The organism is Chryseobacterium sp. GW821-FHT04C04 (assembly GCF_059420365.1).
On the sequence record NZ_JBWKTO010000001.1, the window covers coordinates 1,175,974 to 1,200,757 of the forward strand.

Annotated in this window: 22 protein-coding genes; 3 read left to right on the forward strand and 19 right to left on the reverse strand. The window is 36.8% G+C overall.

The window, feature by feature from the left end; genetic code table 11:
* Window positions 1-20: 20 nt before the first annotated feature.
* The 6 genes from AC07UM_RS05275 to queG form a co-directional block, all read right to left on the reverse strand.
* Window positions 21-1,109: an efflux RND transporter periplasmic adaptor subunit gene (locus AC07UM_RS05275; protein WP_494684730.1), complete on the reverse strand. Its 1,089-nt coding sequence runs from the start codon at window positions 1,107-1,109 to the stop codon at window positions 21-23.
* Window positions 1,110-1,169: 60 nt separating this feature from the next.
* Window positions 1,170-1,502, reverse strand: a complete 333-nt coding sequence (locus AC07UM_RS05280; RefSeq protein WP_494684731.1) for a hypothetical protein — start codon at window positions 1,500-1,502, stop codon at window positions 1,170-1,172.
* Between the two features lie 229 nt (window positions 1,503-1,731).
* A complete protein-coding gene (locus AC07UM_RS05285; RefSeq protein ID WP_494684732.1) occupies window positions 1,732-2,184 on the reverse strand; it encodes an SRPBCC family protein in 453 nt (150 codons plus the stop codon).
* 51 nt (window positions 2,185-2,235) lie between these two features.
* Window positions 2,236-2,883: a murein L,D-transpeptidase catalytic domain-containing protein gene (locus AC07UM_RS05290; RefSeq protein ID WP_494684733.1), complete on the reverse strand. Its 648-nt coding sequence runs from the start codon at window positions 2,881-2,883 to the stop codon at window positions 2,236-2,238.
* 2 nt (window positions 2,884-2,885) lie between these two features.
* Complete coding sequence (locus AC07UM_RS05295) at window positions 2,886-3,569, reverse strand: TIGR02117 family protein (protein ID WP_494684734.1); 684 nt, start codon at window positions 3,567-3,569, stop codon at window positions 2,886-2,888.
* A gap of 358 nt (window positions 3,570-3,927) precedes the next feature.
* Window positions 3,928-4,866, reverse strand: coding sequence for a tRNA epoxyqueuosine(34) reductase QueG (queG, locus tag AC07UM_RS05300; protein ID WP_494684735.1), 939 nt, complete (start codon window positions 4,864-4,866; stop codon window positions 3,928-3,930).
* Window positions 4,867-5,031: 165 nt separating this feature from the next.
* Here queG and AC07UM_RS05305 point away from each other — a divergent pair, with 165 nt between their 5' ends.
* Entirely contained in the window at window positions 5,032-5,331 is a 300-nt protein-coding gene (locus AC07UM_RS05305; RefSeq protein ID WP_124530475.1) for a rhodanese-like domain-containing protein, read from the forward strand.
* Window positions 5,332-5,359: 28 nt separating this feature from the next.
* Window positions 5,360-5,977: an HD domain-containing protein gene (locus tag AC07UM_RS05310; protein ID WP_494684736.1), complete on the forward strand. Its 618-nt coding sequence runs from the start codon at window positions 5,360-5,362 to the stop codon at window positions 5,975-5,977.
* A gap of 102 nt (window positions 5,978-6,079) precedes the next feature.
* On the opposite strand, the gene AC07UM_RS05315 is transcribed toward AC07UM_RS05310, so the two are convergent.
* The 10 genes from AC07UM_RS05315 to AC07UM_RS05360 form a co-directional block, all read right to left on the reverse strand.
* On the reverse strand, window positions 6,080-6,856 hold the full coding sequence (locus AC07UM_RS05315) for an alpha/beta fold hydrolase (protein WP_494684737.1): 777 nt from the start codon (window positions 6,854-6,856) through the stop codon (window positions 6,080-6,082).
* 15 nt (window positions 6,857-6,871) lie between these two features.
* On the reverse strand, window positions 6,872-7,816 hold the full coding sequence (locus AC07UM_RS05320; RefSeq protein ID WP_494684867.1) for an NAD(P)H-dependent flavin oxidoreductase: 945 nt from the start codon (window positions 7,814-7,816) through the stop codon (window positions 6,872-6,874).
* A 118-nt stretch (window positions 7,817-7,934) separates the two neighbouring features.
* Window positions 7,935-8,432 carry a hypothetical protein gene (locus AC07UM_RS05325; RefSeq protein WP_494684738.1) on the reverse strand — a complete coding sequence of 166 codons (498 nt, stop codon included), beginning with the start codon at window positions 8,430-8,432 and terminating at the stop codon, window positions 7,935-7,937.
* A 135-nt stretch (window positions 8,433-8,567) separates the two neighbouring features.
* Window positions 8,568-9,935 carry a peptidylprolyl isomerase gene (locus tag AC07UM_RS05330; RefSeq protein WP_494684739.1) on the reverse strand — a complete coding sequence of 456 codons (1,368 nt, stop codon included), beginning with the start codon at window positions 9,933-9,935 and terminating at the stop codon, window positions 8,568-8,570.
* An 86-nt stretch (window positions 9,936-10,021) separates the two neighbouring features.
* Entirely contained in the window at window positions 10,022-10,945 is a 924-nt protein-coding gene (locus AC07UM_RS05335; protein ID WP_124530481.1) for a PfkB family carbohydrate kinase, read from the reverse strand.
* Window positions 10,946-10,972: 27 nt separating this feature from the next.
* Window positions 10,973-11,530 (reverse strand): gliding motility lipoprotein GldD, encoded by a 558-nt coding sequence (gldD, locus tag AC07UM_RS05340; protein WP_124530482.1) that lies wholly within the window; start codon window positions 11,528-11,530, stop codon window positions 10,973-10,975.
* Between the two features lie 44 nt (window positions 11,531-11,574).
* The gene (mutY, locus tag AC07UM_RS05345) at window positions 11,575-12,609 is read right to left on the reverse strand and encodes an A/G-specific adenine glycosylase (protein WP_494684740.1); all 1,035 of its coding nucleotides are present in this window, start codon (window positions 12,607-12,609) and stop codon (window positions 11,575-11,577) included.
* A 157-nt stretch (window positions 12,610-12,766) separates the two neighbouring features.
* Complete coding sequence (locus AC07UM_RS05350; RefSeq protein WP_103232790.1) at window positions 12,767-13,228, reverse strand: hypothetical protein; 462 nt, start codon at window positions 13,226-13,228, stop codon at window positions 12,767-12,769.
* 74 nt (window positions 13,229-13,302) lie between these two features.
* Window positions 13,303-14,664, reverse strand: coding sequence for a DUF5458 family protein (locus AC07UM_RS05355; protein WP_494684741.1), 1,362 nt, complete (start codon window positions 14,662-14,664; stop codon window positions 13,303-13,305).
* Between the two features lie 20 nt (window positions 14,665-14,684).
* Entirely contained in the window at window positions 14,685-15,131 is a 447-nt protein-coding gene (locus tag AC07UM_RS05360) for a type VI secretion system contractile sheath small subunit (RefSeq protein ID WP_494684742.1), read from the reverse strand.
* Between the two features lie 356 nt (window positions 15,132-15,487).
* On the opposite strand from AC07UM_RS05360, the gene AC07UM_RS05365 reads away from it, so the two are divergent.
* Entirely contained in the window at window positions 15,488-16,534 is a 1,047-nt protein-coding gene (locus tag AC07UM_RS05365) for a hypothetical protein (RefSeq protein ID WP_494684743.1), read from the forward strand.
* A 67-nt stretch (window positions 16,535-16,601) separates the two neighbouring features.
* Here the strand turns inward: AC07UM_RS05365 and AC07UM_RS05370 are convergent, their stop codons facing one another.
* The 3 genes from AC07UM_RS05370 to AC07UM_RS05380 form a co-directional block, all read right to left on the reverse strand.
* Window positions 16,602-18,698 (reverse strand): M13 family metallopeptidase, encoded by a 2,097-nt coding sequence (locus tag AC07UM_RS05370; RefSeq protein WP_494684744.1) that lies wholly within the window; start codon window positions 18,696-18,698, stop codon window positions 16,602-16,604.
* 395 nt (window positions 18,699-19,093) lie between these two features.
* Window positions 19,094-21,151 carry a M13 family metallopeptidase gene (locus AC07UM_RS05375; RefSeq protein WP_494684745.1) on the reverse strand — a complete coding sequence of 686 codons (2,058 nt, stop codon included), beginning with the start codon at window positions 21,149-21,151 and terminating at the stop codon, window positions 19,094-19,096.
* A gap of 181 nt (window positions 21,152-21,332) precedes the next feature.
* Window positions 21,333-24,731 (reverse strand): trifunctional glycoside hydrolase family 18/polysaccharide deacetylase/glycosyltransferase family 2 protein, encoded by a 3,399-nt coding sequence (locus AC07UM_RS05380; protein WP_494684746.1) that lies wholly within the window; start codon window positions 24,729-24,731, stop codon window positions 21,333-21,335.
* Window positions 24,732-24,784: the final 53 nt, after the last annotated feature.

Below are 24,784 nucleotides of genomic sequence, written 5' to 3' on the forward strand. Positions count from 1 at the left end.
GATTTAAAGATTATGAAAGGTTAATACTTCTTTTTGATTTTGATAATATCACCATCCTTTAAAGACTGAGTTCCTTCATAAATGATTAAATCTCCTTTTTTAAGACCACTTTCCACGATATAAGAATCTCTCAGTGTGGCTCCGATCTTAATGTTGGTCATTTTCACTTTATTCTGCTTATCCACTATAAAAGCATAGGTCTTATCCTGAATAGAGAAAGTCGATTTTTGTGGAATAAGAATCGCATTAGCCTGATGTTCGGAAATAATAAGCTTCCCGGAAGTACCGTGCTTGATCAGGCGGTCCGGATTCGGGAAAAGCACTTTATAGCGAATAGAACCTGTCGCCCTGTCGATTTCTCCTTCTGCCGTTTTTAAAGCTCCGTTAAACTGATAATTGACTCCGTTAGGCAGCGTAAGTTCAATCTTTTGGTGACTTCCAATCTTATCATCAGCCAAAAGCTCAAAATATAAGTTTTCAGGAATCGAGAAGTAGGCATAGACTTCATTCAATTGAGACAGTGTGGTCAATAGGATTCCATTTTCCACCAAACTTCCGTCCTTAAGAGGAATTACATCAATTACCCCATCAAAAGGTGCTGTAATTCTCGTAAAGCTTATTTTCTGGAGGACGGTTTGTTTTTCTGCATCAGCAAAGGCATGTTTTGCTTTCGCGGAAGACAGCTTGGCCTTTACCAGTTCCAGTTCGTTGTTGGCTACAAATTTTTTAGCATGAAGACTCTGAATCTGCTTCAGTTCTACTTCTGCAATACGTACATCTGCTTCGGTCTGCTTTAATGCCGCATTTGCCTTCAAAAGTTCCATCTGCAGCTCGGCATCATTGATTTTAAATAAAGCCTGCCCCTGATGTACAAATTGTCCCTCGTTCACATAAATATGCTGTATAATGCCTCCGATCCTGGATCGCATTTCAACATTCTTTTTAGCCTGGATATCGGTGACAAACTGGTTGCTCACCAATGTGTCCTTTTCTTTGATTTCCAGTACGGGAACTTCTTTTTCTTTTGGGCTGTTTTTTTCCTTGTCTTTACTGCATGACACAGCGAATAATGTTGCAAGCATGCAAATTATTACGTTTTTAAAATACATTTATAAATGTTTAAGTTATAAGATTTCCGTTAAAATGATTTGGTTTTCAGAAACTTAAACTTAGTACAACTGGAGGAGATGGAGAAAAGACTTAACTCCGCAAATAGTGGATACAGCAATCTTCGGAAGGGTAATTTTCGGGATCACTTTTAAAATCCCTGAAAAATCCGAGGTTGAATGGTCGTTTTTTCTGACTACCTGTTTTACAATTTTGGAAACAGAAGGCAACGCATGCGTATTCATGTCTGCTTCTTCGTAAACATCAAGAACATGAATGTTATTTACAGGAGGAATATGAGGAATATTATGCAGCGATTTTTCTGCCCAGTTCGAATTGAAAAGGGTAAAAACCAGTATAATATAAAATAAGAAAAATGACCTCAGACCTGCCATGTCAATCAGAACACATTAGTTTTTCAGTAAAAAACGATAATCCTGCAAAAATAGCGATTTTTACTGGGAATTCAGGTCATTGAACTGTTAAAAAAACTTAAACAATGGATGAATCATAGATATTTTCAACCACGAAAGTGACAAAAGTAGAATGCAATTAGATAAGTTTATGTTTTGGCTAAAGCCAATGGAATTTTTGTTATCGTTTTTAAACGGCTAAAGCCCGTAATTAAAACAATTTACTCAGGACCCTGAAACGGTAATCGAAAATATGTTCCAGTTTTTTTCTGATGAAAACACGATGTGCAATTTCGCCTAAAAATCCCATTGGAAGTTCATAGTCTATGGTATCTCTCATCAGAACACCTTCTTCGTTGGGAATAAATTCATGATGGTGATTCCATAATTTGTACGGACCTTTTTTCTGGAAATCGATGAAACTTTTCTGAAAGTCAACGTGGATGATCTCAGTCTGCCATTTCATTTTAATTCCGAATAACGGAGAAACGTAATAATCGATGATCATTCCTTCATAAATTTCATCATCTTCCATTTCTGTCAATACGATAAAACCCATGTCTTTCGGGGTAATTTCTGAAAGGTTATTGGCTGAAGAAAAGAATTTCCAGGCGGTTTCTATATCACAGTTGAGCTGCTGTTCACGGAAAAGCGTATGTTTCATAGGATGAAATCAATTTCTATAATGATTATGAAACAAATGTATGACAAAGATTTAATTATAGATCCACATCAGCACAGGTTTTCCGGATTTCTGAATCATCGGATCAATTTCTTTCATTGCATTATTGGAAACGGTAGGACATCCCCAACCTTCGGGTGAACCTTTGGGAAATACTTCGGTATCACTCATCATGTTCCATGAATGAAAGACAATAAATCTTTTTAACGCATTGCTGTTGGTTTCTTCAAGACCGTGCATCAGGTATTTTATATTGATTCCCCAATCACTGTAGCCTCTTCCTTCGAGTTTATATTTTCCCAGAGATGAAAGGTGGCTTCCATCTTCGTTACTGAATCCCGGATTTGCTTTAGAATTATCTTTACTCCAGGAATTGGAGCCACAACCATGCCCTACAAGATATTCTTTTGATATCTTATTATTTTTAAAATCCCAGACAAAAAAGCGCTTAATTCCGGAATGAAGGCTCATATCTATCAGAATACAAAAGTCACGGTTAAGATTTTTTGAAGTACAGAATTCCAAGGCTTCTTCCGCTTTTATTTTCAGCTTGGAAAGCTCAACCTCAGGTTTCTTTTCTGCAACGATAGTGGGTTCAGCAATGCTTCTTATATTATCTTTTTTCTCCCTAGAGCAGGAACACATCCAAAAAACGACAAATAAAAGACCTATTTTCTTCATTCTTATTTATAGTGCTGAAAAATTCCGAAATCTGTAGGAGTCCAAAGTGCGGCTTTTTGTCCGGCAGCTTTTAAAGCATTATTTGACCAGGTATTGCAAGTGTAAAGAAAGCTGTAAGTGCCTTTAGCATCGTAAAAAGCGTCATTATCGCTGTATACAGCGTTTGTAGGGATCAACATAAAGTTTCCGTTTTGATCTCTGTCAAATTTATCTTCTACAAATTTCACCAAATTCTGATACTGGCTTCTGCTGATCATGATCATTTTACAGTCATCACCTTCTTTCATCGTATTATAATAAGTACAATGCATGGCAGAATCGCTTAGCCAGAATGCAGCTTTCACGGCTGTTGAAAATTTCAGGTCAGCCCAGGTCGGAGTATCAAGATAAAAACCTTTGTCCCCCCATCCTATTCCGATATATTGATAATCTGTCTTTTTGGATTTTATATTGGCAAAAGGAATTTTCAGGCTCCAGTCCTGCAAATCGTTTTTCACAGGCATTACGATGTCGGTATGCACTCCATTGGTATAAATATAGATTGGAATTTCTTTCTTCTCTCCATCATCTTTAGCCGAAACCGGAATATAGGGAATCAATAGCCCAAGAATTACATAAATAACCACAATTCCTAAAATAATTCCTACCACTTTCAGGAGATACAATACTATCGTTTTCACAGTCATGTTTTAATAAAATTTAATCTATAATTTTCAGTAAAAGTATTTGTTTTAATCGAAAAAAAGGCTATATTTAGTTACGAAATATTCACAAATATGCGTAAAAATATCAAATCCCAAAAAAGATTTAAAGTAAGAGTAAAAACAGCTCCTAAAAGAGTACAAAAAAAACGTTGATTTTCGGTGAGATTCTGATCTCCTGAGAATCAATTTTTCTTTATAGGAAAAGTTTTTCAAGAAATTTACTGTCGTAAATCTTTACTTCCTTAAAATAGAAAATTTAAGGAACGGTCGATTATCAGCTCTGGTTTGGAACTTCAAAAAATTCCAAAGGAGGAATTGTCACCGAAAGTTCAGGGAAAAATCAATCAGAAGACCTTTGCAGAAACTCAATATTTCTCTTCAGCCCTGTAAATTTGGTACGTTTTACGGGAGACTTTCTGAAGATTTCAGAGAAAATTTCCTGAGTAAGTTCTTTCCATTCTCCTTTTTTGAAGTTTTTCAAAGTTTCATTAGGTTTGAAACGGCTTTGTTTATTGGGTGCTGAGAAACGATTCCAGGGACATACATCCTGGCAGATATCACAGCCGAACATCCAGTCTTCCATTTTATCTTTAAAATAATCCGGAATCTCTTCTTTCAGTTCTATGGTTGCATAAGAAATACAACGGCTCCCATCAATAATTTTTTCAGAAACGATGGCATTTGTAGGACAGGCATCAATACATTTCCTGCATGTTCCGCAATGATCTGTAGTTGCATGATCCGGTATAAGCTCAAGATCACAGATAATTTCGGCAAGAAAATAAAAAGATCCATTTTGTCTGGTAATCAGGTTGGCATTTTTTCCTACCCACCCTAGCCCAGCTTTCCTGGCCCAGCTTCTTTCCATAATCGGTGCAGAGTCTACAAAAACGCGGAATCCAAATTCTCCTATTTCTTCCTGCAGCTCGGCTACCATCTCACGGAGTATCTCTTTGATTACTTCATGGTAGTCTTCTGCATAGGCATATTTTGAGATCTTATAATTCTCTAATGTTGAAATTTTTTCTTCGGGAAAGTAATTATAAGAAAGTGAAATAACAGACTTGGAGCCCTCCACCAAAAGTCTGGGATCAAGCCTTTTGTCGAAATGATTTTCCATGTACTTCATTTCGCCGTTATAATTATTCTTCAGCCATTTTTCAAGATGGGGAGCATCTTCCTCGAGAAAATCTGCTTTGGAAATGCCACAACTCTGGAATCCAAAACTTTTTGCCTTGGATTTTATCAGTTGAGAATATTTTTCAGCGCCTGCATTCATAGATTTCACACTGCAAAATTAAGATTATTTTATCAATCTTCTGATTTTGGAGGAAGTTCATACCACAACTGGTTTCTTTTCTGAAAAATTATGTTTTCATTAGGATTTTTTTCAAAAAAAAATTGCGTAATTTCGTTTCTAATTTAATGTTTAAAACAAACAATTATGTCTTTAATAGAAGTAATACAATCCGGAAACTATGAATTAATTGACGTTCGTGAGCCAATGGAGCTTGAAATGGACGGTAATATAGATGGTGCTAAGAATATTCCTTTAGGTGAGGTGGAAGATAGACAAGACGAAATTCTTTCTATTGAAAAACCGGTAATCTTATTCTGCAGAAGTGGAAACAGAAGCGGAAAAGCATTGGAGTACCTTAATACTCAAGGATTAAAGGACGGTTATAACGGCGGCGGCTGGGCTGATCTGAAGGCTGTTCTGGAAGCAAATCAGGGAACTTTTTAAAAGTTCCTTTTTTTATACCATTATTTCTATGCATCTGAAAAATCAATTTGAGCAGCTTTGCTCTCCATTTACAGAAGATTATCAGCTAATCCGTAATCTATGGGATGAGATTGAAACCAAATATTCTGAAAAAGGCAGACATTATCATGACTTGCTTCATCTTGCAAATATATTTCGAGAGCTTGAAGTGGTGAAGGTAAATATCTCAGATTTTACGGCTATTTCTTTTTCAGTATTTTACCATGACATTATCTATGATGCCACTTCCAAGTCTAATGAGGAAAAAAGTGCTGTTAAGGCGGAGAAAAGACTTGCTGAATTTCATGTCAATAAAGACAAAATTTCATTGATTTCTGAGCAGATTCTTGCCACAAAACTGCACCAGAAGTCTGATCATGAGGACACCAATTATCTTTTAGATGCTGACCTTTCTGTATTGGGTAAAGATTTTAAAACCTATTTAGAATACACCCAGAATATAAGGAAAGAATATTCTATTTATCCTGATTTCCTTTATAAACCGGGACGAAAAAAAGTACTCAAACATTTTCTGGAACTCGAAAGCATCTTTAAAACAGACTATTTTAAGGATAAATATGAGGCTCAGGCAAAGGAAAATATTGCGGCTGAACTTCGGTTGCTGTAATTAACGAGGATATCATTTCAATCTTTTTCATTACCCTTTTTACATCAATAAGACACCCCGTTGCCAAGGTGCCTTATTTAATATATTGTGCGTAATTCCGAATTAAAAATTTTTATTGATAAACGCTGTTGTTTTTTCCAATACGAGTTCCGGGATTTCTTTATGCGGGGTATGTCCTATGCCGGGAATGATATATTTTTCAGTACTTCCACTCACCTGCGAAATTGTTTTTTCAACCTGATCCAGTGTACCGTATTCATCAGCTTCTCCCTGAATAAATAGTAATGGAGCTGTGATGTCTTTCAGCAGATATTCAATATTCCAGGTTCTGTAATCGTCCCGCGTCCAGGTTTCTGTCCATGCTCTGAAAAGCATTTCTACTTTATCACCATGGTACTTTTGTAAACGTTCAGCAAGATTGGTGGTTTTGTAGGCTTCCCATGCGTCATAAACACCTTTTAAAGTTACATCTTCCACAAAAATATGACCCGCTTCACAGATAACGGCCCTAACCCATTCCGGATAAACCGCTGCCATAATCAAAGCTATCGTTCCTCCATCACTATGTCCGAATAAAATAACATCCTCAATTTCAGGTTCAATTTCCATCAATAGATCATTCAGCAAATGTGCTTCCAGTTCCATATAATTTACCGGTCTTTCATAAGTAGACATTGGATATGATCTTCCATAACCTAAACGGTCATAGGCAAGAATATTGCATTCCGCAGCCTCAGATAATTTGACTGGAAAGTCTCTCCAAAGCTGTACTGAACCAAGTGAATCATGCAGAAAAACAATGGTAGGTCTGCCTTTAAACGGATTATGGTGTTCAATATATAATTTTTTACCCTTTACATCAATTATTCTTCCCTCCATTGAATACAATTATATTTAAAAAGTAGGCATTTTTGTTTCTTCAAATTCCTTTAAAAGTTGATTGAAAACAGCTTCCACTGGAAGAACTTCATCAATCAGGGCAGAAACCTGACCTATTTCCAGTTCCCCATCTTCCATATCTCCTTCAAACATTCCGCGTTTTGCTCTGGCTCTTCCTAGTGAAGTGTTCAAAGCTTCTTTATTTCTTCCGTTTTGGTAAATATCTTCAAGTTCATTGAAGAATTTATTTTTAACCATCCTTACAGGTGCCAATTCTTTCAGGGTAAGATGGGTGTCTCCCTCCTGCAATTCTGTGATTTTCTTTTTCCAGTTTTCATGGGCACTTGCTTCTGTAGTGGCAGCAAAACGGGACCCGATTTGTACACCGTCTGCACCAAGAATCATAGCCGCTTTTATCTGTGAGCCTAAAGCAATTCCCCCTGCAGCAATTAACGGCTTAGAAATATGTTTCTTTACATTCGGAATAAGGCAGAAAGTAGTTGTTTCATCTCTTCCGTTGTGTCCTCCTGCTTCGAAACCTTCCGCTACGATAGCATCTACTCCTGCATCTTCGCATTTTACAGCAAATTTGGTAGAAGAAACCACGTGAGCAACAGTTATTCCTTCTTTCTTAAGGGTTTCTGTATAGGTTTTTGGGTTACCTGCAGAGGTAAATACAATCTTTACACCTTCTTCCAAAATGATTTGAATGATTTCTTCAAGATTAGGATACAGCATCGGTACATTAACTCCAAAAGGTTTATCTGTAGCCAGTTTGCATTTTTGAATGTTTTCTCTTAGGATGTCAGGGTACATACTTCCCGCCCCGATTATCCCTAAACCACCACAGTTGGAAACCGCAGAAGCCAATCTCCATCCTGAATGCCAGATCATACCTGCCTGGATAATTGGATATTTAATATTAAAAAGATGTGAAATTCTATTTTGTGCAGCTTCCATATCACGAAGCTTTTTTGCAGTGTTGAAATCTATAAAATTGCTCATATGTAAAAATACTAAAAACAACGATTATCAGAACCTTCTATTGACTAAAAATATATAGAAAAACCTAATATTATTATTTCTTATATTGCTTCAAAACGTTGTCAATAATAGGGCTTATTTTCAAAAACCGTTGAGCAAGTTCCTGTATATCTTTTTCTATATTATCTTCTTTTATCTCTACCCAGCCTTCCATTAATGTTAGAGGACCATAATTTACCCTCACATTAGGCCATTCTTTCTGGTATTTTACAAATTCTCTCCTAAAATCCTGGGCAAAATTTCTGCTGGCTATTCTATAGCTTTTTAACGTTCTTAGCTTCAGAGCATGGATATTGTAATATATTTTTCTTTCACTGATGGTCTTATCGTTGATCCAAACCGAAAAGAAAATCCGTCCCTCAGCATCTAAAGGCGACTGAGGATTTCCAGACCATTCCGGATGGTAAACCTTAAGTGCAACAGATTCCAAAACGATCTCTACAGACAGTTTCAATCCGTTATTGCTAAGTATCTTCTCAGGAATTTCGGCTGCTGCCGAATGAAATTTTCTAAGGTAAAAAGTAGAGTCCATACTCTTAGTTTTTGTAAATATATTAAATACTTCCTTCAGGTATAGAGAAGAAAATAATAAGTTTTAGCCGATACCTTATTTTTTGGAAATCTAAATGTATAAAAAAAGCCTTCAGAAGTTCTGAAGGCTTTTTTATTATTTTTTCATGGATTGTTTCTTCCAGTTCGACTTAAAGTTACAGTTGTCGTAACGTCCGTCAATTGAAATAAAAGTTGTCGGTAACTTAGAGTTAACAAACTTTTCAACCATTTCATTTTTCTTTTTATTCAGCGCCATCTGCTTGATTCTGCTGAAGTCTGTTTCCAGAGTAATCTGGTGAGAAGGAATTACATCATCAATTTTGATGATCTTGATCTGCTTTCTCTTGTTTTCTTCATCTTCAAAAGCAGTGGTAATATCTCCTTTGTTCAAACCTGCTAATTCGTAGCTGATTGTTCCCGGAATACTTTCTCTTTCAATTTTATCAGAACCATCAGCACCAGGAATAACCCCTGCATTGAATTTTGTTCTTTTATCATCTGAAAATTTAAAAGCAGCATCTTTAAATGTAATTTTACCATTCTCAATAAGACCTCTGATACTGTCTAATTTTGCTTTTGCTGTTTTGATCTCATCATCAGTAGGTGTTGCTTTTAGTAAGATATGTCTTGCGTCATATACTTTACCAGATCTTTTCAACAACTGGATAATATGGAATCCGAATTCAGATTCAATAGGATCTGAAATTTCATTTTCCTGAAGGTTTAACGCTGCAGCTTCGAATGGCTTAACCATCTGCCCTTTGTTAATATTTTTATACAAACCTCCATTAGCCGCTGATCCTTCATCTTCAGAATAGATTCTCGCCTGGCTTTCAAAAGTTTCACCTCCAGCAATATCCTGTTTGATTTTTTTCAACCTGTTGATAAGGTCCTGCTTATGAGCTTCCGTTAATGTAGGATAGATCATAATCTGGGCCAAAGTAACTTCATCTTTTATCTGTGGCAACTGTGTTTTATACATATTGTAGAAGTCAGTTACCTCATTGGGTGTTACGTCAGCTTTATCAGTAACTCTCTGGTATTTTGCCTGTCCATAATACTGGTCTGTGTCTATCTTTTCGATAGCATTCTTCATTTCATAACCATTTCTGAACTTATAAGCGGCAAGCAATGTTTTTTCATCCGGAAATTGAGAAAGCAACTGACGGTATTTTGCGTTAGCCTGTTCTTTGATTGCTGCAGAACGGTTTTCAATTAAGGTATCTTTTTTTGCTTCATATACAAGAAGCTTATTGCTGATAAGGTTTTCCAGGAATTCACATTTGTCTGTGTTTGAAGCTCCCTGCTGTTTCCCATAATTCATCTGCTCATTCACATCAGATTCCAAAACAATCTCATCCCCGATAACAGCGGCAATACCATCCACCAAATCTCCTTGTTTTAGCTGGGCATGCATCATGTTTGAAGAGAATATCATGATGAAAACCCCAAGAAGAAAAGTGATTTTTAGTTTATTTGTCATTTTACTATTTTAACAAGTTGCAAATTTAGAATTCTTAACGAATTTCACTCAATTTTTTATTATAAATATTTCTTAAAAAGACTTATTTACTGCAGTTCGATATCAAATGTCGTCAATTCTTTGAATTGTCTCAATCTGCTGAACATATCCGCCTCGCTTACTTCTTCTATTCTTTCTGTTCCGAATTTCTCTACCGTGAATGAAGCCATTGCAGATCCTACGATAAGAGCAGACTTCATAGTATCGAAATCAATTTTCTCTTTTTTAGCAAGATAGGCTGCAAAACCTCCGGCAAATGTATCTCCAGCTCCAGTCGGGTCGAAAACATCTTCCAGCGGAAGTGCCGGAATAGCAAATACTTTATTATCATGGAAAAGTAACGCTCCGTGCTCTCCTTTTTTGATGATTACGTAATCAGGTCCCATTGTGTGGATCTTTTTAGCAGCTTTTACTAAAGAATATTCTCCTGAAAGCTGTCTTGCCTCTTCATCATTGATGGTAATTACGTCTGTTTTCGCAATCATATCCATTAAGATATCCCATGCAGAATCCATCCAGAAGTTCATGGTGTCAAGGATCACAAGCTTAGGACGGTTGTTCATTTTTTCAAGTACTGATAACTGAACTCCAGGGTGTAGGTTTCCAAGTAACAAAATTTCGGCATCCTGCATTGAATCCGGGATTTTTGGATCAAAATTCTCCAACACGTTTACTTCTGTAACCAAAGTATCTCTTGTGTTCAGATCATTGTGGTATTTTCCAGACCAGAAGAATGTTTTTCCTTCTTTTACGATTTCAATTCCTTCGATGTTTACATCTCTGTCTGTGAACATATCAAGATGTTCTTGTGGAAAGTCTCCTCCTACTACAGAAACAATTCCGGATTTAACGCCTAAAATTGATGAAGTGATTCCGATATAAGTGGCTGCACCTCCTAAAATTTTGTCCGTTTTACCAAATGGTGTTTCAATTGCATCAAATGCAACACTTCCTACAACTAAAAGTTTCATATATTTTTCAATGTATATTAAAAGTAATTATTTTTTCCATTCAAAAGAGTCCAGCAGGTGTTTCATATCATTTTTGATATAGTTCACTGCAGGAGCAAGAGAGTCCGGTTTCGGCCTCGTATTAAAGTATAAATAAGCAGTAACGAAGTGTTTCGTACTGTCTGTAATGTAAAACTGAAGATTGGAAGCACTCTGCCCTTTCAGTTCATAGAAGTTCCCGTATACTTTCTTTTCAGGGTATTCGAAGGATTTTGTGTCTATGGAACTTGCTTTGATGGTATGCTCATATACCATTTTTTCAGCTTCCTTGATATGGTCTGCAAAGTCATTCTGTATCGGATAATAGGTAACGAAAAGCTTAGCCTTCATTTTAGGATAGTTCAGATAGAACCAGCAAGGTTTTTTTGCGGGTGCAATGGAAGCAAACTCCGAATATTCAAAGGTATAGGCACAATCGTTTTCAAACTTTTGATATTTCGGTGCCGGATACTCAAGACGCAGTTCTCCATAAGGTTTCGGAGTAGTGTCTTTTCCGCATGAAATTAAAAGCAGTGATACAAAAATAAAAATGACTTTTTTAATCATTTTGCAAAAGTACAAATTAGATTTCAGATTTCGGAAGACAAATTTCAGTCTTTCAGAGAGTTTTGAATGTAATTTTCCAAAGGCTTCGGAAACGATTTTTCATGAGAACCCTCAACATCGGTAATCAGGTATTGATTCTCAGCGATAAAATCATTCCATATCTTCTCAGAAGTAACCTCAACATTAACTATTTCAATGCTTAAATTCTTGTGAGTCAGCTTATGATTGACCGTTTTTGAACCTGTAATAAATGTTTCCATATTCGAAGAAATGGCATCAGGAAATTCAAATAATTTTTTCCAGATGAAGTCTTCTTTTCTCTGGCGGATCAGAAATTGTCCATTGCTGTGAACAAAATAATAGGTTAGCGCAAGGTCTTCTGCTTTTACTTTTTTCGTTTTTACTGGGTAATCTGAAATTTTCTGTATAGAAAATGCCAGACAGTCTTCATTGACAGGGCATTCTCCACAAAGTGGGTTTTTAGGCTTGCAAATCTCTGAGCCTATATCCATCATCGCCTGATTAAAATCTCCGACATTTTCAGGCATCACCAAAACTGCCAGCTCAGAAAAGTAGGTAAATGCTTTTGAATTCGAAATATCAAAATCATCGGCAAAAATACGGCTCAAGACACGGTAGAAATTTCCGTCAACAGCAGGCATTCTTCCCCCGAAACAGATACTTGAAACAGCTGCAGCGGTATATTTCCCCACTCCTTTTAATTTTAGAATTTCTTCATACTGATCTGGAAATACTCCATGATAGTCATTCATGATCTGCTGGGCAGCTTTATGAATATTAATGGCCCTGGAATAGTACCCTAATCCTTTCCAGTATAGCAAAACTTCATTTTCTTCAGCTTCTGCCAATGTTTTTACATCCGGAAATCTTTTAATGAAATTATTATAATGGTTCAATCCCTGATTGATCCTTGTCTGCTGAAACACAATTTCACAGATCCAGATCTTATACGGATCTTTTGTCTGTCTGAAAGGCAGGTCTCTTGCATTGTTCCCATACCATTCCAGAATTTTGTTACCGACATGTAAAAAGTCTGAATTTCTGCTATCCTTCTCCAAAAATTTTTTGTTTTGCTTTTTTATGAGATCCTTCAACTTTCCCTTTAGACAAAATGAATACCCTTTGTATTATTTTGAAAACAATCAGGATCAGCAATGTCATGCTGAGCATATACTGAAAATTGACGAGCTATCTTATATTTTGCAAAGATAAAATTTATTTGCCAGCTTTCACAGAATATACGGGAGCAGCCTTTAACCATTGATATTTTAGGTTTCTGTCTTTAGCTATAAAACGGTATCCTTCCAGTTTTTTCAGGTAAACATATATAGAATCAGTATTTTTTATCTTCAATTTATAAGGAGATAAAAACATGAATGGAGTATCTACCGTAGAATCTCTTACCGTTTTTAATACTTTTCCTGATTTTACTTTATAAAGAAAGAATGATTTCCCGCGGCCTTTGGAGCTGTCTGCCAGTTTTACAGTTGAACTTGCAATAACCAGTTCACTGCCATCAAAGCATTCAGATTCATTCATGATGTATGCCTTTCCCTCCTGACGTTCGTCTGCAAAAAGATCATTTTCATAATGTCCCGGACTCTGGTATTTTTTTTCACAGCTTATCAAAAGTGTCATCACTATGGCTGGTAAACCAATGATAAGTTTTTTATTCATATTAAATTAGGTGTTGGTTGAAAAAAAACCGATGTAAAATTGCATCGGTTTTTGTTATTTAAGGTAAGTTTATTTTATTCCTGAGTATATTCTGCATCCCATTCATTACCATCATCTCCTTTGTGTCCGTCCAATTTAATAACGAAACTTTTTGTAGGGAAATAAGGGGTCATACGGATATCCAGCCATACTCTGTCTTTGTTTACTCTATCCTGCTCGAAACGAACAATTTTGAATTTTTCGATCAACTTGTCCGGTCCTTTGATATTGTCAAGGAACGTTACGATCTGTCTTCTCAAATCGTCTTCGTTTTTAGCATTCCAGTTTTCGAAAGCTCTTCTGTTCAGGAAGTCCAGTAATACTTTGGTTACATAGTCGAATACACGAACTACGGAATACGTCTGAAGACCGATATTGTCTCCTGTAAATAATGTCTTCGCAGAGAAGGCCATAATTTTTCCATACTCGTTAACCATTGGTACCAGACCCATTTTTTCCAACTGAGAAATTTCACTTTTCTTCAATTCGAATTTTACAGCATCTACTTCGTTGATATTACCATGTTTTTTACCTGCTGCCACCTGAGACATCAGGGTTTTGTGAATTTTTCCTGCTAATGAAGTGGAAGGTGGAAGTTCTACATTATCTTCTTCTCCTACTTCTTCTGCTTTACCACGTCCCACCAGCCAGTTACACGTCATAATAACGTTACTTCTGTGAAGTTCTCCTCCTGTAAGGTTTGCAGAGTGGAATAAGTCTACCACATCATCCGGCTTATCAAGGTTGGCGAAGTCTGTAACCATCATTACTTTGTTTTCGTTACAGATTTTTGCCCATTTTTCGATGACTTTATTGGAGCCTAAATATCCTGGTATTGCAAGGATTGAGTAGTTATCTCTAAGGTCAAGACGGTCGTAGTAATTTTTGAATTCTTCTGAGATTGCATCGATGAACAAAGGGTTATCCAGGTCGGAAACCTGTTCAAGGCTTGCATTTACGATGCTTACGTTATCCACTTTATCCAATTCTGTATTTTTATAGAATTGAGCGACTGTTCTGTAGTTGGTTTCCAACATACGAACGGCATCCAGTGTACTTTTTAGGTTTGTTTTTAAGTTCTGATCGGCTTGTTGTGCTTTGGTTTTGCACGTTTCAGCCATTTTATCTGCTGATTCACTACCTTCTAAAAGGCTTACCCAAAGATTGATCTTCTGAAGAAGTTCTTTTCTTTCGTCCGCTTTATTGCTGTCATTCAGGAAGATTTCTTTTCTTGCCTTTCTTGTTGGGTTCATATTGGCAATACCGTCTACGACGGATTCAACAAAGCCAAATCCTCCCATTTTATTGAGTTCTGCAAGCGGGTTGCCTTTCGGCTGTCCTGCATGTTGCTGCTGCCCCTGCTGCTGGCTTTCTTGTGCCTGTAATTTGCTATCCATGATTTAATGTAAGTCTTTAGTTATTTTTCAAGTTCTTGTCCCACTTCTTTCAATACTTCTATGAACGCCGCTCTTGTCTGATCGTTCTCCAGCATATTGCGTAGAATTTTGTTTGTTTTCAGCTGACGTACTATTTTATTGTACTGCTCCTGCTCTATGCTCAGCTGCTGCAGATAATCTGACTTCTGAGTAAGGCTTTTAGGGGTAAAGTCTCCAAGGTTTTGAAATCGGAATTCTTCTTCTACCATTCCACCGTCTTCCGTTTCGTGTTGTACCGATATTGAAGGCTGGAAATGTTTGAAAACGTCTTCCACTGTTTTTAATCCTGTTACGATTTCAGGAGTATAAGACTCGTCTGTTGTAAGCTGGCTTACTATCAGTGATTTATTTTCCTGAATTTCCTGAATAGCTTCATTAGCGTCTACTTTTACTTCGTTTCCGCCAACACCATAATTAAACATTGCCATATTATTGTTATTTTGAGATTTATTAATTTGGTTTGGATCTGTCTTTGAGTAATTTACAGATGAATCAAATAAATTACCAATCCAGTGTTTAAATTTAAAAAAAAACTGTAACATACAAAATTTTACTAAGATTTTTCTTGAATTACCTCTTTCTATTTACATTTATTCAACATAAAATCACGATATTACGATATCACTAAGCTATGAAAAAATAAATAAAAAAATTCAAGAAAAAAAATAAATAAAATTTTTGTCCGCTTTACTCTTATCCAAAAGTATCAAATGGATATTAAAATAGGAATTCCTCAGACATTACAAAAAAATATTTTTTATATTTAAAGAAAGTGAACCGTGTCATGAAAGATGTAAAAATAGCGTTTAGAAAACCCATATTTCCAGTTTCAGAAGCATTACAGCAATATTTGGAAAAATATAACAGAACGACCAAGATTAAGTTTCTGTATGAAGACCTTCTCAGATTTAGCGACAGTGTGAATATTCTGGATAAAGAGGGCAAAGATACTTTGTGGCTTGGAGTATTATATTCTGAATATGAATTTAAAGAAATAGAAGCTAATTTAAATAAGATTTATACCCTTCTTCATTCTGATGGGGATATTGCTACTCTACCTTATCTGAAAGTAGATACAATTGACTTTTGCACCTTCGGAAATTCTAAACCTTTTCGGATTCGGGTGAGAAATATACTGAATGATAATTATACTTATTTTTATATTAAACAGGCGGATGCTTCCCGGATATTCGGGCTGGAACTTGAAGACCTGCTTTCTCCCAATCGAATTAACTTTCTGGTGTATAAAAATACGCTGATTGAGGAGCATATTTTAGGAATTCCCGGAGATGTTTTTATTCAGAAACATCTATTCAATTGTAATGAATTGGAAAAGGCACAGATTTCCAAGGAATTTGTGAAATTCAATGAGCGGTGCCTCATTGGGCTTCTTGGTGACATGCGTTCTTATAATTATGTTGTGATTCCTATACACGATTTCGACCAGGTTATTTACAGAATTCGTCCCATTGATTTTGACCAACAAACGTATGAGGGAAATCTGAAAGTGTATCTTCCACAGTATTTCAAAGAAAACAGTCAAATGGTGAATATGGTACTGGAAAAACTAAAGCCTAGTTCTATAGAACAATATCGCAAAGAAGTACGCTCACAAATTGTAAAAAGAGTGACCAGCAGCCAAAACAGATTCGATGAACTTATTTCTATTATGAAAAAAGACAATATCGCGCCGGAAGCCAATGTCATAGAATTAAAGACTGCTTTACAAAAACTTACCTACGATGTCAATTTCAAGTATTGTAAATCTATGGGAGATATTATAGAAACTGGAATCAAGTTTGTTCTCCGGAATTATAAGAAAGAATATTAAAAAAGAGAATCCGCCTCAACTTAACGTGAGACGGATTCTTTCTTTTCTAACAATTTTTATGGTAAAATTACCAGATTTTTATTCTGTCCTCAGGAGCTTTATACAATTTATCTCCTTGTTTGATATCAAATGCTTTGATGAATGAATCCTGATTGACCAGTGGTCCAAAAGCTCTGAACATTCCCGGAGAATGCGGATCTGTTTTCACCTGATTGATCATATACTGATCGGTAGCTTTTGTTCTCCAAACGGTTGCCCAGCTCATAAAGAATCTCTGATCCTGAGTAAATCCACTGATTTTGCCCGGATTTCCTTTATCTTTTAAATACATCTGAAGAGCATCATAAGCAACAGCTACTCCACCTAAGTCACCAATATTTTCTCCACTTGTAAATTTACCGTTTACAAAGCTTCCTTTTACAGGTTCATAAGCACTGTACTGAGCAGCTAGCTGACCTACTTTTGCATCAAAGTTTTTACGGTCTGCATCCGTCCACCAATTGTTCAGGTTGCCATCACCATCGAAACGGGAACCACTGTCGTCAAATCCGTGAGAAATCTCGTGACCGATAACGGCACCAATACCTCCGAAGTTCACCGCTGCATCAGCTTTAGGGTTATAGAAAGGTGGCTGAAGAATAGCCGCAGGGAATACAATCTCGTTGTTTGATCCGCTGTAGTAAGCATTTACAGTTTGTGGAGACATTCCCCATTCTGTCTTATCAACAGGCTTTCCTACTTTGTCTAAACTTCTCTGATATTGCCAAGCAGATACATTCTGAAGATTAGAATATAATGTTGCTCCTTGTTTTGGAGATTCTACTTTCAATTGAGTATAGTCTTTCCACTTATCGGGATAAGCAATTTTCACTGTAAACTTGGATAGTTTTTCCTGAGCTTTCACTTTGGTTTCAGGAGACATCCAGTCTATATTCGCGATATGGGTTTTGAATGATTTTAAAAGGTAGTCAATATAAGTTTCCATCTGCTTTTTAGCTTCAGGAGTAAAATATTTGTCAACATACAGTTTACCAAAAGCTTCTCCTAAAACACCATTTACAAGGGTAAGACCTCTTTTATCCATTGGACGCTGCTCTTTTTGTCCCTGCAAGTATTTAGCATAGAAATCAAATCTGATCTGCTCTAAGTTTTCATCTAAATTGCTCGCGTTTCCATTGATGATATGGTACTTCAGATAATCTTTCAGTAAAGGAAGGTTTTTCTGTGTTACGAACTGATCCATATTCTGATAATACTTCAGTTCACCAATAATCACTCTGTCTGTATTGACTCCTGCATCCTTAAGATATTTGGCAAGATCTACATTTTTAACAAGGCCTGATAATTCAGATACATTTTTAGGATTGTATCTTAAATTAGCATCTCTGTTCTGCTCAAGAGTTAATAAGTAATTGGCAAGCTGTTTTTCAAAGTCTACCACATTCTGTGCAGCCTGAGTATTATTTTTATATCCTAACACTCCGAATAGCTTCCCAACATATGTTTGATATTCTGCCAATGTTTTAGTATTGGCTTCATTTACTTTTTGGTAATAGTCTCTTCCCAAACCAAGATCCGGGCCGCCAAGATATACCGCATTCATATTGGAATTCTTCATATCGGCACCCACTCTCCATCCATAGAAAGAGTTGTCGCCTAATCTTGTCGCTTCCAAAAGGTATTTTTGAAGGTCACCAAGACTTTTAATAGCATCTACTTTGGCAAGATCAGCTTTGATAGGAGCCAAACCTTCTGCATTTCTTTTATTGGTATCCATAAAAGAAGCGTAAAGATTCTGGATTTTCTGTCCTTCTGATCCAGCTGGATAGGTTTCCGTAAGGATTTTATTCAATATATCTAATGAAGCATCATCCACATTTTCTCTCAAAGCATTGAAAGATCCCCAATTTGCTTTATCGGAAGGGATCTGAGTAGTTTTCACCCAATTTCCATTCACATAGCTAAAAAAGTCATCCTGCGGGCGGACACTTGTATCCATATATGATAAATTGATCCCTTCTTCTTTTGCTTCTTCTTTTATCGGTTCAGTAACTTTAGCCGTAGCTTCTGTTTTATTCTCTGTCCCTGCAGTCTTTGCTGCACCACACGAATTGAGAAATACAATACCCGAAAGGGCAAGTATTCCAATATTTAGCTTTTTCATTAAAGATAATTTTTGATTTTACACAAACGTATCAAATATACAAACTTTAATGATATGTAATGAATGATAATTGGTATATGAAGTGGGAAATTGATGATTTAAGGTTAAAAATTTAAAGTTTTGAGTTTAAGATTTTAAGTTTTGGGGTGTTCTTTTGGAAATGATGGAGAAGGTTGAGGCTGATCTGTTGACCAAAAACCACCCCTTCAAAAATTCTTTGAATTTTTGCCACCCCTCCCGAAGATGGGGATCATGGAAGCCGTTACGACAAATATAACTCTTTCGACTCCGTAATCCCTATAACCTTTTACCTGCCAACTATTACCTATTACCTGCTACCTATTACCTGCTACCTAAAAAAAACAAAACCGCCCATTGCTGAGCGGTTGTTATTTTTACCAGATTTTAATTCTTTCTTCTGGAGTTTTGTATAGTTTGTCTCCTTTTTTCACATCAAATGCTTTATAGAAGGCATCAACGTTGATCAACGGACCGAAACTTCTGAAATATCCAGGAGAGTGCGGATCTGTTTTCACTTGGTTCACCATATATTTCTCACTTGACAATGTTCTCCAAACTGTAGCCCAGCTTAAGAAGAATCTCTGATCCTGAGAGAATCCACTGATTTTCCCTGGATTTCCTTTGTCTTTTAAATACATCTGAAGGGCATCATAAGCGATGTTTACACCTCCTAAGTCGGCGATGTTTTCACCGTTTGTGAAAGTACCGTTTACAAAAGTTCCTTTTACCGGCTCATATTTGTCATACTGAGAAGCAAGAGCTTTTGTCGCTTTTTCGAAATTAGCTTTATCTGCCGGAGTCCACCAGTCTACCAGGTTACCATCAGCATCGAATTGTGCCCCTGAATCATCAAATCCATGGCTCATTTCGTGACCGATAACGGCGCCGATACCTCCGAAGTTTACCGCAGCATCAGCGTTAGGATTGAAGAATGGCGGCTGAAGGATAGCAGCAGGGAATACAATCTCGTTGTTTACCGGGTTATAGTAAGCATTTACAGTCTGTGGAGTCATTCCCCATTCTGTTTTATCAACTGCCTTACCAATTTTAGCTAGGTCTTTATTGTACTGCCATTCACCAATGTTCTGAAGGTTCTGATACAGGTTTCCTCCTTTAGCCTCAGAAACAATATTTAATTTTGAATAGTCTTTCCATTTGTCTGGATAAGCAACTTTTACAGTGAATTTGTTCAATTTCTGCATTGCTTTTTCTTTAGTCGTTGCAGACATCCAAGCTAAGTTGTTGATATGAACTGCGAAACTTTTCTTTAAATAGTCAATCAATTCTACCATCTGAGCTTTTGCTTGTGCAGGGAAGTATTTCTCAACATACAATTTTCCAAAAGCTTCACCCAAAGAACCGTTGATCAGTTCATAACCTCTCTTGTTAAGTGCTCTTTGTTCCTGTTGTCCTCTAAGGTATTTACCATAGAAAGCAAACTTCATATTTCCTAAGTTCTCACTTAAGTAAGAAGCACTTCCGTGGATCATATGAAATTTCAGATAATCTTTGATAACAGGAAGATTCTCTGCATTTACTAATTTATCGAAGTTTTTATAGAATCCTAATTCACTGATAATTACTTTGTCAGAATTTACCCCTACTTTTTTAAGGTAACCTGGAAGATCAACATTTTTTACCAGAGCAGAAAGCTCAGCCATCGTCTTAGGATTGTACTGAAGTGTATTATCACGGCTCTGTTCGTTGGTAAGGTAAGTATTTGCGATGCTTTTTTCATAATTAACGATACCTTTTGCTGCTTCATCAGCATTTTTGTATCCTAATTCTTTTAGCATTGAAGCTACATATTTCTGATATTCAGCAATAGCTTCTGTATTTTTTTCGTTTACTTTCTGATAGTAATCTCTTCCTAAACCTAAAGAAGCGTTTCCTAAGTAAACGGCATTCATTTTAGAGTCTTTAAGGTCTGCATCCACTCCCCATCCGTAAAAAACGTTTTCACCTTCTTTTGTTACCGAAGTAAGGTAGTTTTGAAGATCAGTCAGGCTTTTTATAGCATCAATTTTATTCAGATTTTCCTGAATAGGTTTTATCCCGTCAGCATTTCTCTTCTGCATGTTCATATAAGTAGCATACAGATCCTGGATCTTTTTCCCCTCGCTTCCGTCAGCAAATTTATCTTTCAAAAGAGAGTTCAGGATCGTCATGGAATTGTTATCCGTATCGTCAGCTAGTTTGTTGAAGCTTCCCCAAGTTGGTTTATCCGATGGAATTTTGGCTGTTTTCATCCAAGTTCCACTCACATAGTTGTAGAAATCATCCTGAGGACGCACCGAAGTGTCCATCAAGCTAAGGTCTAAACCTTTGTCTGTGTTGTTCACTGCTACTTTAGCAGTTTTAGCTTGTGCGCTCATGGTAGTTTGAGTACAGATCCCTGCTATTAAAAACAAAGAAAGCGTTATTTTTTTCATTATGATAACAATTTTTAGAATATGTATGATTTATTTTGTATTTGTTACGTTTTAAGAAAACAAATTTAAACAAATAACGTCATAGCATGATAAGAATTTATAAAAGATGGAAGAATAAGGCTGGAAGTTATTCTATGATTTTCATAACTTCCAGCTTCCTCCTCGCCAGCTTCCCAACGTCTTAAGAAGTGGCTATCTCTTTTACATTTCCAGTTCTTTTCAGAAACCCCCAGGACTGCATTTCGCCTTTCAATGCCTTTCTTAAACTTTTAAATAATACAATATACATCAGCCATCTATACCCGAATCTCTGAGGAATAATATACAACAGATTGATTAATTTCTCCCGCTGCATCATGAATGCGATTAAAGCTAATGAAGCATCCACCAAGAGGAAAATCAGATAATAGGAGAATATTTTGTCTCCGTTTCCGGATAGAATTCCCAAAAACATAATCACATCTGCCAGCGGTGAGAAAAATGGTATGATGTATTGGAATAATAAAATATTCGGCATTGCCCAAAGTCCCAATCCTTTATATTTGGGGTTAAGGAAAGTCTGTTTCTGTTTCCAGAACATCTGCATGATTCCATAGGTCCATCGGAAACGCTGTTTCAAAAACTGGTTCGTCGTTTCCGGAGCTTCAGTAACTGCAACCGCTCTGTTTTCATTAGCCACCGTATATCCTGCTTTTAAAATTTTCACAGTAATATCACAATCTTCTGCTAAAGTATCTGATGAATAGCCTCCAGCCTCAATAATAACAGATTTTTTAAACGCTCCAATAGCTCCTGGGATCACTGTAATGGCATTAATATGGGCATAGGCCAGTCTGTCAAAATTCTGACTTGTCGTATATTCTATAGCCTGCCATTTGGTGAGCCAATTGACTCTGTTTCCAACTTTCACATTTCCTGCTACAGCGGCAATTTTCTCTTCCGGATCTGCATTTAAAAATCTTGCAATCAGATATTTTACAGCATCCTGTTCAAGTTTGGTATCTGCATCAATGCATACTACATATTCAGCATCCGTTTCAGAGATTCCAAAGTTTAAGGCAGTTGCCTTTCCCCCATTTCTTTTGGTGAAAATTTTCAGTTTCGGATGATTCGGGAAGGCTTCCAATGCTTTTTCATATGTAGAATCTTTACTTCCGTCATCTACCATAATAATGTTGAAATTCGGATAGGTCTGTTTCAGTAAATTCTGTAAAGACGAAACGATATTCACTTCTTCATTATAAGCAGGCACAATAATGGAAACTTTCGGATAAGATTCCAGCACAGGAAATTCTCCTAGTTTTTTCTCTTTTTGTCTTTCTTTAAAAGCCCAGTATGCCATCAGTAATAGTCTGATCAACCCTAATACGATGAAAATGGTAAATAAAGCAACCAGAAAATGACTTATTCCATAGATCGCTGTAGCTAGCACAAGGTTAAGCTGCATGATGTAATAAGACTTTGTTTTGGGAACTTCAGGCATCAGTTCGCTTCTGCTTTTGTGCAGAATATTCGTGAGGTTTGTAAAATGATATCCTTGTTTCTGAAGAGTCGGAATAAGGATTTTTAAAGCTTTCACCGTTTCTTCTCTGGTATCTCCACCTGCATCATGAAGGAGAATGATATTTCCTCTCTGCTGTTTGATTCCTGCCATCACTCGTTTTACGATCTCATCTGCTTTTATTCCCGGCTGCCAGTCTTCAGGGTCTATATTTTCCCCGATATCCAGATAGTTTTGCTGTCTTGCCAGTGCTACCGGAATGATCTCTTCTGATGTGGTAGGCTCAGAGTCTGCATTATAGGGTGCTCTGAACAGAATGGTGCTGTGGCCTGTGATACATTCGATCAGCAGTCTTGTCAGTTTCATTTCAAGTAAAGCTCTTTCCGGGCTCACTTTTGCCACATTCTCATGGGTAAAAGTATGATTCCCGATCTCGTGTCCTTCCCGGTAGATTCTTTTAACAAGCGGAAGGTTCTTTTCTGCATTTAATCCTACCAAAAAGAATGCTGCCGGAACGTGATATTTGGATAAAATATCCAGTACCTGTGGAGTGTAGGTTTCATCCGGGCCGTCATCAAAAGTGAGGACGAGTTCTTTCTGAGGAGCACTTCCATATTTTTTTACTTCGTAAGAACTTGGATAGGTGATGTAATTTTCATCTGTGATAATTTTCTCTTTTGGATCAATTTCCAGTGCAATTTTTCCATCATGGGGAGTATTCAGAACATCCAGTACTTCTCCGTCTCCGATATAATCCACCATGGTCTGGCCTTTTACATTTTCCAGGGTTTTCAAATTCAATTTGGAAAGACCTGCCCCCGTAAGGTCTTTATCATAGAAATTCCAGACTCTGCTGTCTTCACTTCCCAGTCTCCAGAGTGCAGTTCCAGCCAATGGATATTCTGATGAGAAACGCATCGTATTAAAAATAGAGGCGGCATCATTGAAAAATACTGTGTGGGTGAAATTTTTAGAATCGGTGTAGGAATAATTTAAATTAAAGGTATTGTCATTAAAGTCAATTACAGCTTTACTTGCACTCGCTTTTGTAATCGCCTGCATGTAGGTAACCGAAGTATTGTCATCTTTATTAGAACTCCAATCGTAACCATAAGCACCTAACCCAAGAATGATTTTTTGAGGAGAGGTTTGTTTTAAGATTTTACCTGTCTGAGCTTCTATCCATTTTTGTGAAGAAACCGGACCGGCATCACTTCCTGCAGAATATTCGTCATAAGCCATCAGCATAAAATAGTCTACATATGGATCTAGATTCTTAATATTATAATCATCATTATCCGTCATAATATCCATTGTTACCAACAACTGATTCTGCTTGAACGTCTCTGAAAGTTCTTTCATAAAAGCAATCAGATTGGTGTCAGAATCCAGGTTCATATCTTCAAAGTCGATATTAATTCCTTTGAAATGGTATTTTTTACATTGTTGAGTGATCTTTTGAATCAGATGGGTTCTTTTCTGCGGATCATTAAGCACTTTGACCAGTCCTTCGGAACGGAATTCTCTGTCGAAGTTGTTACTCAGCATTGGCATGGCAGCAACTCCTGTTCTTTTGATCACTTTATATCCTTCAGGGTCTACATTGGTTTTCAGGTCTCCCGTTTTAGGATCAAGGAAAAACCATTCAGGGAAAACCAGATTGACGTGTCTGATATTTCTTTTCAGAGACATCAGCGACTGAGGATCCCACGCCACATAAAATGCAGACCGGATTCCTCCCGGAAACTGAGCCCAGTTTCGGTTCTGATTTTTATATCTTTCGGCTCTTGCTTTCTCAATTTTATCGAGGCTGGTATGGATTGTTTTTTCAGAAATAAAGCTTCTGAATCCTTTATATTCTTTGGAAATTTTATTCTCCTGAAGATAAGGTTTGTTGGCTGTAATGACAGCTTTATAATCTTCTTTAAAAGGAATTTTAGGACTTCTGTCCAGGGTCATCATCAGACCTAAAGCAAGCAGAAGCAGTATTCCTATAAAGATAAAAACACGGCTTCCCCATTGTACGCTTTTCCAACGTTTCTTGCTGTTGGTCTGAAAAATCTGTTTGGAATTTTCCACGATTTTTGAAATTTATTGAAGAGCGCTCAAAAAGTGTGAAAAACTATACTGAA